We start from the raw sequence: 13,522 nt of genomic DNA, 5'->3' as shown, positions 1-13,522 counted from the left end.
GAGGACTTCATTCATTCGTGCTCTGTGGCGGCTCCGCCCTCGCGTTGCTGGCCTGCGTCCCCCCCGAGTCGGACGCAGGTGAGGACGACGAGGCAGAGGAGGGCAGCGAGGACGAGCAGGACAGCGCGGAGACCGAGACAGAGACAGAGACAGAGACCGGAACAGAGGCGGAGTCCGAGACCGAGACGGAGTCTGAGACCGAGACGGAGTCCGGGTCCGAGACCGAGACCGAGACCGAGACCGAGACCGAGACCGAGTCGGAGACGGAGACGGAGTCCGAGTCGGGCGAGCTGTGCGGAAACGGCGTGCTCGACGAGGGCGAGGCTTGCGACCTCGGCGAGGACAACGACGACAACGGCGCCTGCACGAGCGCCTGTCAGGAGGCCGACTGCGGAGACGGCCTGGTGTGGGAGGGCGTCGAGGACTGCGACGACCAAAACGACGACAACGGCGACGCCTGCCTCGACACCTGCGTGGCCGCGAGCTGCGGGGACGGCTTCGTGTGGGAGGGGGAGGAGGTGTGCGACCCTGGCGCGGCCCAGGGCTGCTCGGACACCTGCACCTGGGACGCGTGCGTCTGGGATGCGGACGCGCTCGAGTTCCCGCTGTTCGTGTTCCCAGGCGAGGCGGTGGTCGGCGAGATGGACTTTGACGGCGACTGCAACCTGATCGTCACCGGCGGCGAGCAGACCAGCCAGATGTTCCGGGTGTCCCCGGAGGGCTCGGTCTCGGCGATCCCCGTGCCCGTCGACGACATGGGCGGCGTGGCCTACCGCGAGAGCGACGATCTGGTCTACTTCGGCTCGTCGATCCCCGACGACGCGATCTACAGCATCGACGACGCGGACCAGGTCGAGCTGGTCATGCTCCTCGACAAGCCGATCACCAGCCTCGCCGTCGCGCCCGAGGGCTTCGGCGACTTCGGCGACCAGCTCATCGCGACCGCCTACCCGAACCCGGAGGTCGTGGCCATCGACGTCGACGGCGGCACGGTCACGTCGATCGCCTCGTCCGAGGGCTTCTTCGGCGGCGTGGCCTTCGACAACGCGGGCACGCTCTACGTGCTCGAGTACTCCGACGGCCGGGTGGCGACGCTCACCCCCGAGGGCGTGTTCACCACGCTCACCGAGGGCCTCGATCGGCCGGACGGCCTCGCCATCGACGTCGACGGCTCGCGGATGTTCGTGGCTCACCGCCTCGACTTCGGCCGCATCGACGAGATCGCCCTGCCTGGGGGCGAGCTGACCCCGGGGCCGCTGTTCGAGATCAGCGGCGGCTTCTCGGCGACGGGCATGGCGATGGACGGGGCGGACAACGTCTTCTACGAGTTCTACGAGCCGGTAGCCAACGGCGCGGTGATCGAGCGCCTGGTGCCCTGACGCTCGTCGACGGTGCCCTGAGCCTGGGCGGCCCCTCGGACGAACCGCGCGAGGTTTCACCTGGGCCGCCCCGCTCGCGTGAGCTCGCGAGGCAGCGGCGCTGGGAATAGAGCCAGGCCAGCGTTATTCATGGCGACGTGCCTGCGCCCTCCCGCCCCCAGAGCCCCTCTGAAAGCACGCCGCGATCGCTGCTCGGCGCCCGCGCCGTCTCGGTCTCGCTGGCCGTCGTCGCGCTCTTCGCCTGCGAGCCCAAGGGCGAGCTCGAGCAGCCCGCGCCCGCGCCCGCGGTCGACTCCTCCACGCAGGAGCTCGAGGCGCGCCTGGACTACCTCGGCGAGCAGCTCGAGCTCGCCCGGGTCCGCGGCCATGTCCCTGGCATGGCTATCGCCGTGGTCCGCGACGACGAGCTGATCTACGCCGAGGGCTTCGGCGTGACCGACCTCGACGCGAACACGCCCGCGACCGCGGAGACCGTGTTTGCGATCGGCTCGTCGACCAAGGCGTTCAGCTCGACGCTGGCGGCGATGATGGTCGACGAGGGCAAGCTCGGCTGGGACGACCCGGCGAGTCAGCACCTCGAGGGCTTCGAGCTGGCCATCGACGTCAAAGACGCCAAAGAAGAGGGGCAGGTGGCGACGATCCGCGACCTGCTCGCGCACCGCACCGGGTTCACGCGCATGGGCATCCTGTGGGCCGGGGGCAAGGTCCCGCGCGCGGAGGTGCTGCGCTACGCGACCCAGGCCAAGCCCGTCGCGCCCTTTCGCGACCGCTTCCTCTACAACAACGTGACCTACATGGCCGGCTCGATGACGGCGGCCCAGGCTGCGGGCACGAGCTGGGAGGAGCTGGTCCAGGCCCGGCTGCTCGAGCCCCTGCACATGGACCACTCGAGCGTCGACTTCGACTCGGCCATGGCCGACCCCAAGCGCGCCAAGGGCTACACCTGGCGCCCGGACCTGGGCGAGGGCGGCGAGTTCGAGGTCGCGCCGCCGCGCAGCACCGACGTCATCGCCCCCGCGGGCTCGATCTACTCCTCGGTCCTCGACATGAGCAACTGGCTGCGCCTGCAGCTGGGGCGCGGGGAGTTCGAGGGCCAGCGCCTGGTCAGCGAGGCGGCCCTGGCCGAGACCTGGACCAAGCAGATCGAGATCAGCCCCGACGTCGACTACGGCATGGGCTGGATGCTGCGCGAGTGGGAGGGCCACCGGGTCATCGAGCACGGCGGCAACATCGACGGCTACGCGGCCTCCGTGGCCTTCATGCCCGACGACGGCATCGGCATGGTGCTGCTGACCAACGCGAGCATGACCCCGCTCCAGCAAGAGGGCATGAACATCGTGTGGTCGGCGCTGCTGACCGACGAGTACAAAGCCAGCGCCGAGGGCTCGGCGGGCGGCGAGGACTTCGGCGAGCTCGTCGGGGCCTACGTCGCCGAGATGCCCGGCTTCAACGGCCAGAACTTCGAGATCCTCGTCCAGGACGGCAAGCTGGCCGTCGACGTCCCCGGCCAGATGGTGTTCACGCTCAAGGCCCCCGACGAGGAGGGCTGGCGCTACTTCGAGGCCACCGACACCATCGCGATCTCCTTCGACCGCGACGCCGACGGCCAGATCATGGCCCTGCGCCTGCACCAAAACGGCATGAACATGGAGCTGCTGCGCGAGGGCTACGAACTCGCGCCCGAGGTCAGCGTCGCCGAGGTCCGGCCCTACCTGGGCAGCTACCGCAACGAGGACGCGGGCATGAGCGCCGAGGTGCTGGTCCACAACGGGCGCCTGGCCGTCGACGTGGTCGGGCAGATGATCTACGACCTCGAGCTGCCCGACAAAAACGGCGACTACCGCTTCCGCATCAACCCGGACTTCGTCGTGACCTTCAAAAAGGGCGAGGGCGAGCGCGAGGGCGAGATCGTCGGCATGAGCATCGCCCAGCCCGGCGGCGGCGGGGTGTTCGTGCGCGTCGACGAGCCGGCGCAGGCCGTGACCCTCGAGCAGCTGCACCGCAAGCGCAAGACCGAGCGCAAGGCCAAGGCCTTGAAGAAGGCGGGCGTGGTCCACCTGCGCTCGAAGGTCGAGCTGGTCAACGCGGGGGCGAGCGCGACCGCGGAGGTGTGGTTCGACGCCGAGGGGCGCCTGCGCCAGGACACGGACCTGGGCCCGCTGGGCTCGATGACCGCCGTGATGCTCGGGGAGGAGGGCTGGAGCGAGTCGACCTTCTCGCCCCGCAAGCAGCTCGAGGGCCTCGAGCTCAGCCAGACCTTCCGCGGCCACCCGCGGGTGCTCTACGGCGACTGGCGGCCCTACTTCGACGACGAGGCCCTGGTCCGCACGGAGCAGCGCGACGGCCGGGAGGTCCACGTCGTCGAGCTCAGCCACCCCGAGCTGCCCACGACCACGGTCTACGTCGACGCCAAGACCGGCGACGCCGTCGAGGTCCACGGGGTCGAGGTGACGCCCACCGGGCTGCGCATCCCGGTGACGGTCAAGCTCTCGGACTACCGCACCGTCAAGGGCCTGCGCCTGCCCTTCCGGAGCGAGTCGGAGACGGCGCCCTCGGGGATCACCGTCGAGACCCTCGAGCTCGTCGAGACCAAGGTCGGCGAGGACCCGGCGCGCTTCGTGCCGATGCCGACGGACTGAGCTCCCCGACCTCGGAGCCGTCACGGCGTGCCCGCGCGGGTCGATCGGACAGGGGAATTTTTGGGGCGCCTCCCAAACCCTCGGCCGGCGACCCGCGCGATCGCGCGTGTCTATATGACGGCATGAAGTCGTTGCTCGCCATCGCCATCGCCATCGCCACCGCCGCGCCCTTCGCCCCCCAGGTCGAGGCGCCCGAGGCCCTCGAGGACACCATCGTCAACGAGGCGGACCAGACCTGTGAGGCCGAGGAGCCCACGGCCGAGGAGGCCTTCGACCTCGCGTGCTTGCAGGCGGGGATCCAGTGCACCTTCCAGTGCGGAAGCAGCGTGAAGAACCCCGTGTGCTTCAACGCCTCCATGGCCGACATCGCCCCGCAGTGCCTGTGAGCCGCTAGCGGCTCGTCTGCAGCACGGCGTCGTAGTAGACGCTGTGCTGGCCAATCCGGCGGCCGCGCTCGATGCACTCGGCGAAGAAGTCGAGCATCGCCGAGGTCGCCTCGCAGCCGACCACGGCGACGGCCGGGCCGAGCTCCGGGCACGCGCGCAGCAGGGCCTCGAGCTGGAGCATCCAGCGGTCGTTGTGCAGGGCGCCGCGGTCGATGCGGCTGTGGAGGTACTGCATGCCCTCGAACACCTGCATGCCCAGCTGCGCCTCGCAGGCCCGGAACAGTCGGGGGCCGAGGGTGCGCGCGAGGTGGCCGAGCTCGAGCTCGACGCCGAGGGCGAGGTAGGGCTGGCTGGGGTCGCTGGCGGCCTCGCGGATCAGCGCGTGGCGGACGGCGCTCTCGGGGCAGTCGCGGCGCACGAGCGCGGGCATGTCGAGGGCGAGGGCGTCGGACTTGTCGTCGGTGCGCCGCCGCGGGGGGCCGCCGGACAAGCTGGTGCCCTTGCGCCACGGGGCGACGCCGCCGCGCCAGATGTCGAGGAGCTGGACCAGGTCGTCGATGAGCAGCAGGTGGCGCTGGGCCTCGTCGGTCGAGGCCGCGATCAGCTCGCGGCCGAGGTCCTCGTAGCCCGCGGCCACGCAGCCCTCCCCGCTGGCGCGCAGCCAGCCCTCGACCGGACGGAGCATGCGGATCCCGAGGGCGCAAAACTCGATCAGGAAGCCGAGCATCTGGGTCGAGCCGTTGTCCTCGGTCAGCAGGGCGGCGACGCGGGTGTCGACCTCGAGGCGGGCTCGGGTCGCGGCGACGTGGGGCAGGTAGTACTCGGCGATCGCGGGGTAGGCGGGGTCGATGAGCGTGGACATGGGCGTGCTCCGAGGGGGGTGGGGGAGGGGCTAGACCATCCCCGAGCGGGTGTTGGCGGGGGCGTGGTCGATGCCCTCGGCGAGCTGCTCGACGAACAGCGCTGCGAGGGCCTCGCGCTGGTGCAGCCGGGTGGCCTCGTCGACGCCCGCGCCGACGAGGGCGTCGTAGTGGTGGCGGGCGAGCTCGACGCGGACGTGGCCCTCGCCCTGGTAGCTGAGCAGCGGCCACACGTAGGCCTCGACGGCGTGCTCGGGGATCTGGGGGTCCAGACGCCAGCGGTTGGCGAGCATGAAGCGGTCGTGGGCCTCGAGGGCCACGGCCATGGGCTTGCCCAGGCGGGCGGCCATGGCCTGGCGGCCGATCAGCAAGCGGTCGACGATCTTGAAGCGCTCGAGCCGGGCGCGGCGATCGTGGGCGGGGTAGCGCGGGTCGTCGCGGCGAAAGGCGAGCCACGACAGGAACTCATGGTTGTGGCGCCAGGCCAGGCGTTGGGCCTCGATCTCGGCGACCTGCTTGGCGATGGGGCTGCCGTGGCGGCGCTTCATGGCCACGCCGGTCTCGGTCATCTGGTCGCGCACCGCGCGAGAGAAGCTCCCGATCGAGACCTCACTGCGCAGCTCGTCGACGGCCTCGATCGCGACACCGACCGCCACCCCGACCCGCGCCGCGACCTGGATCGTCGTGGCCACGATCTGCTGGTAGAGCCCCGGCATGACCAGGCGCATGCCGGCCTCGTCCAAGCCCTCGACCTGGTCCAGCGCCTCGAGCTTGGCCGTGGTCAGGGAGCGGCGCGCGTCGTTGACGGCCGCATGGCGCTCATCGTCCTTGGACGAGGCGAGCGCCATGAACATCTCGCGAGCCGTGGACATGCTCGGCCAACTTAGGGGCAGGGCTCTGCGGTGTCAGGTTTTCGGCGATTTGCCGAAGCGCGTGTGATCCGTCGTTGCGGTGCGCGTTCCCGGCCCTCACGCGGGGCGGGGGCGGCGTCTTCGTCGGGATCTCGCCTTGGCTCTAAGTTCATGAAATCGTGAGAAAAACGTGAAGTGCACGATGCGCCGCCGGAGTGAGTGGCGACCGCCTTGCGCGGTGGAAAGGGACCGAACGCCGTGTTATCGGTCGCGCACCGAGGCACCATGACGACGCGCCACCTGGAGCTCCCGAAGCAGCCTGCCCTCCCCTTCGATGTCGAGATCCTGGCTAACCCGAGCCAGGACGAGCTACGCGAGCTGGCCCTCGAGCATACGCCGTTTTGCACCCGTACGGCGCGGGGTAGCGTCAACAAGGTCGCGCGCAACAAGGCGCGCATGGCCCCCTTCACCTACATCATCGATCGTGAAGGCGCGCCGCAAAAATACTCCCACAACGTCATCAGCCCGGCCGACGCCGACAAGCTGATCGCGGAGCAGGCCGAGTACATCCAAGCCAAGGGCAAGCTGCTGCTCATCGACGGTTATGTCGGCGTGGGCCCGCGCGCGGTCCCGGTGCAGTGGTGCTACACCCTCGAGGGCGCGAACATTGCTGGGATGCAGCAGATCCTGTCCTTCCCCCGGGCGCGGGTGGAAGGGGAGGAGGCCGCCAAGCAGCCCTTCGCGCCGGCCTTTCGCCTGGTCTACACCCCGGACTTCTTCGTCGACATGCCGGGCCGCCAGGCCATCGTCGTCGACCTCGACAACTACGTCACCTACATCATGGGCGCCGACTACTTCGGCGAGAGCAAAAAGGGCGCGCTGCGCATGCTCGCCAAGCTGCTCTTCGACCAGGGGGCGCTGGTCATGCACGCGGGCGCCAAGGAGATCCGGACCGAGAAGGAGCACCTGACCATGGGCATCCTCGGCCTGTCGGGCACGGGCAAGACGACCACGACCTTCTCCAAGCAGGGCGAGCACACCTTGCCGGTGCAGGACGACATGATCACGCTGTGGCCCGGGGGTGAGGTCTCGGTCACCGAGAACGGCTGCTTCGCCAAGACCTGGAGCCTGACCGAGGAGGCCGAGCCGGTCATCTACCGCGGGACCATGTCCGCCGACGCGTGGATCGAGAACGTGTTCATCGACGCCGAGGGCAACCCGGTGTTCGACAAGTCGGCGCTGAGCCCCGAGGACGTCCGCCGCCTCCGCGACGTGCTCATCGGCACCGGCGCCCCCCAGGCCAACGTCGACGCCTACATCGACGGCAGCGTCACCCTCGAGTCCGTGGTCGACAAGGGCATCCCCAAGGACGGCTGGGACTTCGTGATGTGGACGGAGAACGGCCGCTCGATCATCCCGATGTCCTCCGTCGAGGACGCGGCCGTGCTCGAGACCATCCCCGCCGTCTACTCCCTCGGCATCCTCAACCGCGACGAGGGCTCGGACGCGGCCATGCCCGGGCTGGTCCGCTTCACCAGCCCCGAGCAGGCCGCGGGCTACCTGATGCTCGGCGAGACCAGCAAGACCTCGGCGGCGGGCAAGGAGCGCGGCAAGACCCGCTCGCCCTTCACCCAGCCCTTCTTCCCCCTCGCCCACGGCCGCCAGGCCGAGCGCTTCTCCGAGCTCGCCGCGACCTTCGACAAGACCACGATGTGGCTGATGAACACCGGCTACGTCGGCGGCGACGCGGCGACGACCAAGGCCGGCGCGTCCCTCAAGGTCAAGATCCGCCACTCCTCGGCCATGCTCGAGGCGATGGTCGAGGGCCAGATCGTGTGGACCCGCGACCCCGACTTTGGCTACGAGGTCGTCGACGTCGAGGCGCCCGAGAACGCGAGCCTGCTCGAGCGCGTGCCCGCCGAGATCCTCCAGCCGCGGCGCTTTTACGCCGACAAGGAGCGCATGGCGGAGTACGGCGCCTGGGTCGATCGCATGAAGAGCGAGCGCCGGGCCTTCCTCGAGAAGTGGAAGGTCGCGCAGCCCATCGTCGAGGCCGCCGTCAACGGCTGACGAGCCCCCAAACGCAAAAGAGCGCGGCCATGCGGCTGCGCTCTTTGCGTTGGTTCGCGGCGGCGCTCAGCCAGCGTCTTCGGTCGCCGCGGCTGCATCGGCGCCCGCACGCACGGACTTGTTGACGCCGAATTTGCCCTTGGCGGCGTCGGCGATGGTCGGGATCAGGTACTTCACCGCCTCCTTGAGGATCGGGTCGATGAACTTGTCGGGCAGCCAGGGGGTGTCGGTGTTGTCGATGACGTAGTCGAGGATGGCCTCGACGGAGGCCTGCTTCTCCGCGCCGGTCATCTCGCTCGCGTCCTCCACGACCTCCATGGCGACGGGGACGATTGTGAACAGGTCCTTCCACTGCCAGCCGTCTTCGAACTCGACGAGGATCTTTTGTGCGTGCTCTTTGATCTCTGCTTCGGTGAGTTGTGCCACGATAGGCTCCTTCTAGCGGCGTTCATCCTACCGCTCTAGAGCCCATGAACGGGCCGGCTTTCCGGCCGGCGTCCCGTTCTGGGGCATCGTGTTTCCACGCCGCTCGTTAGTGCGAGTCGCTGATCTTTTGGTCGTCTTGCGGTCTCGCGGGCCTGCATGGTGACCTGCAAATCCGTGATGGCTGTCGACATCGATATCCCCGCGTTGTTCGAACTCCACCGAAGCAAGGCCAGCTTTGGGCGTCTGTTTGACGCCATGTCGGACGGCACGCTCGAGCCGGGCGAACACACCACCGTCGACGAGCTCGCCCAACTCGAGGGTGTGAGTCGCCGTCAGGCGGTCGACCTGCTGCGCAGCCTCGCGGGCATCGGTGTGGGTGAATTCAAGGTCGGTCGCAAAGGGCATCCAAGCCGCTTGGTCTGGGCTCGGGACCCCAAGACCCTGGCCGAGCTGCTCGCGGCTGGTCCCCCGGCGTCAGAGCCCGCGGACGCGCTCTCCGTCGACGCCGACGGGACGTCGAAGGCTGCCGCGGACACAGACAGGGGCGAAGTCGAACCCGGGGTGGCGACCCCGGTCAGCGCGTCGCCGTTGGCGAGCTCGAGTGAGGGAGCACGCCTTCGACTCGATCGCCCGGCCGGGAAGGGGGGCTCGTCGACGCCTCCGAGTTCAGCCCGGTCGCGGGCACGGGTTCGGGGGTCGAGGCCCGAGTCCGAGTCGTCGCAGTCTCCGGGCATCGAGCACATCCATCGCCTGCGCCGGGACCTCGAGATCCGCGTGAAGCTGCCGGCGGACCTGAGCCCGCGGGAGGCTGAAGTTCTGGCCGCCTGGATCCGCGACCTGAGCTTCGAGCGGTAGCTCCATCGCTCGGTGTTCCCGCGCTCGTTCGTGGCGTGTGCCTGGGCCAAGGGGCAAGCCGTGACCATGGTGCGCTTGCGGGCCCCAGCTGCCCTGAGCGAGGGCTTGTCTGGCCCAGGAGAAGCGCTGAGAAAGCGAAGGTCACCGATCACCCCGGTCGCCTTCGCTTCGCTCCATGTACGCCTTTGGGTCGGCGCGTTCGGACAAGCATTTGGCGCGCCCGGAGCAGTCGCGGCGACGCCCCGACGCTAGCGTTTGGGCATGACCCAATACACTGCATTGCAATCCATGGCTGGCTCTGTCCTGATGGCGGCTTGCCTCGCGTCGCCGGTGGCCTGCGGGGACGCTCCGGCGTCGGACTCGGGCACGGACGAGGGCGAGCCCGCCGACCCCGACCCCACCCTCGAGACCCTGGCGGCCTGCGACGAGAGCGACTTCGGGGGCACGCCCTTCATGGGCCCGAGCTTTGACCCGGAGACCGGCGAGCTGGCGGTCGCCCTGCCCAGCAGCTACGTGGTCGCAACCACCGCTGGTTGGGCCCGGCCCGAGGCGGAGCACCAAGAGGCCCTGGGCTCGGCGAGCGAGGAGGTCAGCGGCGTGGTGTTCGAGAGCCCCGGTTTACTGGGGGCCCGCTTTGGCGGCTCCGAGGCGTGCGGCAGCGCCCGCACGCTGACCTTGTGGGAGAGCCAGGAGGCGCTGATGAACTTTGTTTGGGGCGAAGTCCACGGCGGCGCGATGTCGCTGACGGACACGACGACCCTGGGCTGGGAGACCACCCGCTGGGTCGAGAGCTCGGCCGAGCCGCCCACGTGGGACCAGGCCCGGGCGGCCCTCGAGGACGCGCGCGCAGAGCCCTGAGCCAGCGCGGCTGTGTGGCCTGAGGAAAGCTGATATGGGTCGTTGCGGGCCCTTCGATGATCCTCAGCGTCTCCAGCCGCGCCTTCGTCGACGCATGCGAACAGCTGGGCCTCGACGTGCCCGCGCTGCTGCGCGAGGCCGAGATCGACGAGGCCGTGCTGCGCGATCCCGACGGCCGGCTGCCGACCCCAGCGGTGCGCCGGCTGTGGACCATCGCGCTGGCGCGCTCGGGGGACCCCGACCTGGCCCTGCACGCCTCGGAGGCCCTGCCCTTCGGGGCCTACCGGGTCATCGACTTCCTCGTCGCCAACGCGCCGACGGTGGGGGTGGGCCTGGCCAAGCTCGCCGAGTACTTCCCGATCATCAACCCGGCGGTCCGCCTGCACCTGAAGCTCGAGGGCGCGCGGGCACGCTTCGTGATGGTCCCGGAGCTGCGGGGGACCGTCGGCCGGCAGTACGCCGAGTACGTGCTGTGCACTTGCTTGCTGCGCACGCGGATTGCGACGGGCGTGGACTTCCCCGTGGCGGTCGTGAACTTCGAGCACGCCGCCCCGCCGAGCGTCGCCGAGCACGAGCGCATCTTTGGCTGCCCCGTGCGCTTTGGTCGGTCGTCGAGCGAGTGGGTCATGGACCACGCCTGGCTCGAGCGGCCGGTGGTCCAGGCCAACCGCGAGCTGTTCTCGGTGCTCGACAAACACGCCCGCCTGTTGACCGAGCGCGTGCCCGCTTCGCCGCTGCTCGAGCGCCTGCGCGAGGACCTGCTCGAGCGACTGCACGGCGGCGTGCCGACGCTCTCGGAGGTCGCGGCGGGCCTGGCGATGAGCCCCCGGACGCTCCAGCGCCAGCTCGCGGCGCAGGGCCTGAGCTTCAGCGAGGCCCTCGACGGCGCGCGCCGGGAGGTGGCCGTGGCGGCCCTCGAGCAGGGGGCCCTGTCGGTCGGCGAGGTCGGCTTCCTGCTCGGCTTTGCGACGCAGGCGTCGTTCTCGCGGGCCTTCAAGCGGTGGACCGGGCGGACGCCCAGCGACTGGCGGAGTCGAGCTCAGGGGGCCTGAGCGCCCAAGGGCGTGTCGAAGGCCGCCGAGAAGCGCAGGGTCAGCGACCACCCTGGCTCGTCCGCGAAGTAGCGCAGCAGGCTGTTGTAGTCGCGGTAGCGGCTGTTGAGCAGGTTGTTGCCGGCGAGGCTCAGGCGGTAGAGCAGGTTCGGGGTGTTGAACTCCACGCCCGCGGCGGCGCCGAGCAGGACGTAGGTCGGGGGCGGCGGGGCGAAGTCGAGCTCGGCGGCGGCCCGGGCCTGGCGGAGCACCAGGGTGCCGTTGACCTCGAGGTAGCCGTGGGCCGAGACCTTGCTGTCGGGCCAAAACCACCGCCCCGCGGCGGTGTAGCGATCGCCGGGGACGAAGGCGAGGTGCTCGCGGGGCTCGAGGCCGTAGCCGCGGACCCACGAGGCGCTGGCCGACAGGCCCAGGGGCAGGCGCGGGGCGTGCAGATCGACGAGCACCTCGCCGCCGCCGAACAGGGCGTCCGTGGGCGTGAACGAGAACACCGGGAAGGGCCCGCGGGTCGTGCAGGTCAGCGGGTAGCACTGGCCCTCCTGGGGCACCGGCACGAAGTAGATGTAGTTGTCGATGTAGTGGCCGTGGCCCGCGGCCTCGACCACCAGCCAGTCGCCCTCGTAGCGCAGCCCCGACTCGCCGCCCCAGCTGCGCTCGATGCCGATGTTGGCGTCGCCGAAGCCGAGCAGCGGGAAGGAGGGCGCGGCCCCGTTCATGAACTGCTCGTCGATGGCGGGGATGCGCGCGGACGAGTCGAGCTGGGTCCGCCAGCTCAGCTCGGGGACCTTGGCGAGGGGCCGGGCGAGGACGCCGAGGGTCGCCGAGGGCGTGTGGAAGTCGTGGACGCAGCGGCCCCCGTCGCCGACGCGCTCGCAGCGGTCCGCGTCGAGGCGGCCGGTGGCGTTTTGACCGAGCCAGTCGCGCTCGGACAGGGAGGCGCTCCGGTGCAGGCCCTCGTAGCGCGCCCCGACCTCGAACTCGACGCGCTCGTGGACGAAGCGCTCGATGTCGTAGACGGCCCAGTTCCACTGCTCGTAGTCGGGGATGAGGGTGTTCGCGGAGGTGAAGTCGTTGACCTGCCAGCTCCCGCTCGCGCCGAGGGTCCCGACCAGGCTCCACGCTTGCTCGGCGCCGAGGGGCTTGGCCGCGTGCTCGAAGCGCAGGTCGAGGGAGTGGGTGGCGAGGCCGAACTCGAGCTGGGGGCCGGTGACGCTGGAGCGGACGGTGTCGAACTCCTTGCGGTCGTCGAACTGGTAGCCGTAGATCGCGTGGAGCTCTCCGGCCGCGCCCAGCTCGGCGCGCAGCCGGGCGAGGGCGAGGTGGTGCCACAGCTCCTGGTAGGGGCGCTCGATCTCGAAGTCGGCCTGGTAGGCGTCGACGTCGACGGGGCGCTGCTGGTTGATGACGATCTCGAACTCCTCGGGGGAGGCCACGCGCAGGCACGAGCAGATGCCCAGGCGGTTTCGCATGACCCGATAGCCGAGCTCGACGTCGACCTTGGGGCGCAGGTAGCCCACGCGCGCGCCGGCGTTCCAGGTCAGCGCGCCGGTGTTGTCGAGGGGGTAGTCGGGGGTCCGGGCGGCCTGATGGCGGGCGAAGTTGGCGTCGGCGCGGACGGCCAGGCCGCGGCCCCAACCCTTCCAGGCCGGGGCGTAGTCGACGCGCAGGGCCCCGCCGCCGCCGAAGGGGTTGGACACGCCGACGGTGCTGGCCTCGCCCGTGACCGCGGGCTGGCGCGGCAGCGGCACGGGCTCGAGCAGGACCACGCCGCCGATCGCCTCGGGGCCAAAGCGCGTGGTCCCGGCCCCCTTGATCACGGTGATCCGCCCGGCCGCGTAGGGGTCGACCTCGGGGGCGTGGTCGAGGCCCCACTCTTGGCCCTCGTGGCGCACCCCGTCGACGACGATCATGTTCCGCCGGCCGAACTGCCCGCGGATGATCGGCTTGCCCATGCCGCCGGCGCTGCCGCGCAGGATCGCGACCCCCGACATGCCCGAGAGGGTGTCGGCGAGGCCCTGGCCGCGCGTGCGCGCCAGCGCCTCGCCCGAGAGCGACTCGCTCGAGGCTGTCGGGGTCGGCTCGTCGTCGTGGACGAGGATCACGTGGGGGGAGTGGTGGTCGTGGAGGGCCCGGAGCGCGATGCGGG

11 protein-coding genes are annotated in these 13,522 nt (G+C 70.3%); 7 read left to right on the top strand and 4 right to left on the bottom strand.

The genetic code is table 11. The features are described from left to right. The first annotated feature begins 17 nt into the window (after positions 1 to 17). The 3 genes from PPSIR1_RS49680 (at position 18) to PPSIR1_RS32735 (ending at position 4,404) form a co-directional block, all read left to right on the top strand. Positions 18 to 1,379, top strand: coding sequence for an SMP-30/gluconolactonase/LRE family protein (locus PPSIR1_RS49680; protein ID WP_006975537.1), 1,362 nt, complete (start codon positions 18 to 20; stop codon positions 1,377 to 1,379). A gap of 137 nt (positions 1,380 to 1,516) precedes the next feature. Further along, a complete protein-coding gene (locus PPSIR1_RS32740) occupies positions 1,517 to 4,018 on the top strand; it encodes a serine hydrolase domain-containing protein (RefSeq protein WP_006975536.1) in 2,502 nt (833 codons plus the stop codon). Positions 4,019 to 4,140: 122 nt separating this feature from the next. After that, positions 4,141 to 4,404, top strand: coding sequence for a hypothetical protein (locus PPSIR1_RS32735; RefSeq protein WP_006975535.1), 264 nt, complete (start codon positions 4,141 to 4,143; stop codon positions 4,402 to 4,404). 4 nt (positions 4,405 to 4,408) lie between these two features. Here PPSIR1_RS32735 and PPSIR1_RS32730 read toward each other — a convergent pair whose 3' ends face one another. After that, positions 4,409 to 5,266 (bottom strand): hypothetical protein, encoded by an 858-nt coding sequence (locus tag PPSIR1_RS32730; protein ID WP_006975534.1) that lies wholly within the window; start codon positions 5,264 to 5,266, stop codon positions 4,409 to 4,411. 30 nt (positions 5,267 to 5,296) lie between these two features. After that, positions 5,297 to 6,136: a hypothetical protein gene (locus PPSIR1_RS32725; RefSeq protein ID WP_006975533.1), complete on the bottom strand. Its 840-nt coding sequence runs from the start codon at positions 6,134 to 6,136 to the stop codon at positions 5,297 to 5,299. Positions 6,137 to 6,400: 264 nt separating this feature from the next. On the opposite strand from PPSIR1_RS32725, the gene PPSIR1_RS32720 reads away from it, so the two are divergent. Then, on the top strand, positions 6,401 to 8,185 hold the full coding sequence (locus PPSIR1_RS32720) for a phosphoenolpyruvate carboxykinase (ATP) (RefSeq protein WP_006975532.1): 1,785 nt from the start codon (positions 6,401 to 6,403) through the stop codon (positions 8,183 to 8,185). A 66-nt stretch (positions 8,186 to 8,251) separates the two neighbouring features. On the opposite strand, the gene PPSIR1_RS32715 is transcribed toward PPSIR1_RS32720, so the two are convergent. Further along, positions 8,252 to 8,611 (bottom strand): hypothetical protein, encoded by a 360-nt coding sequence (locus tag PPSIR1_RS32715; protein WP_006975531.1) that lies wholly within the window; start codon positions 8,609 to 8,611, stop codon positions 8,252 to 8,254. Positions 8,612 to 8,866: 255 nt separating this feature from the next. On the opposite strand from PPSIR1_RS32715, the gene PPSIR1_RS32710 reads away from it, so the two are divergent. From PPSIR1_RS32710 to PPSIR1_RS32700, 3 genes are all read left to right on the top strand, one after another. Beyond that, complete coding sequence (locus PPSIR1_RS32710; RefSeq protein WP_157596209.1) at positions 8,867 to 9,466, top strand: hypothetical protein; 600 nt, start codon at positions 8,867 to 8,869, stop codon at positions 9,464 to 9,466. Between the two features lie 288 nt (positions 9,467 to 9,754). Beyond that, entirely contained in the window at positions 9,755 to 10,324 is a 570-nt protein-coding gene (locus tag PPSIR1_RS32705) for a hypothetical protein (protein ID WP_157596208.1), read from the top strand. 56 nt (positions 10,325 to 10,380) lie between these two features. After that, positions 10,381 to 11,376, top strand: coding sequence for an AraC family transcriptional regulator (locus PPSIR1_RS32700; protein ID WP_006975528.1), 996 nt, complete (start codon positions 10,381 to 10,383; stop codon positions 11,374 to 11,376). Here PPSIR1_RS32700 and PPSIR1_RS32695 read toward each other — a convergent pair. Next, positions 11,364 to 13,522 (bottom strand): TonB-dependent receptor (locus PPSIR1_RS32695; protein WP_006975527.1); only part of this gene is annotated, 2,159 nt, incomplete at its 5' end. The two genes, PPSIR1_RS32700 and PPSIR1_RS32695, sit on opposite strands and share 13 nt — an antisense overlap.

It is taken from the genome of Plesiocystis pacifica SIR-1 (assembly GCF_000170895.1).
Classification (GTDB): Bacteria; Myxococcota_A; Polyangia; order Nannocystales; family Nannocystaceae; genus Plesiocystis; species Plesiocystis pacifica.
Note: the sequence above shows the minus strand (reverse complement) of the source record. Positions and strands in the feature narration are given on the sequence as shown.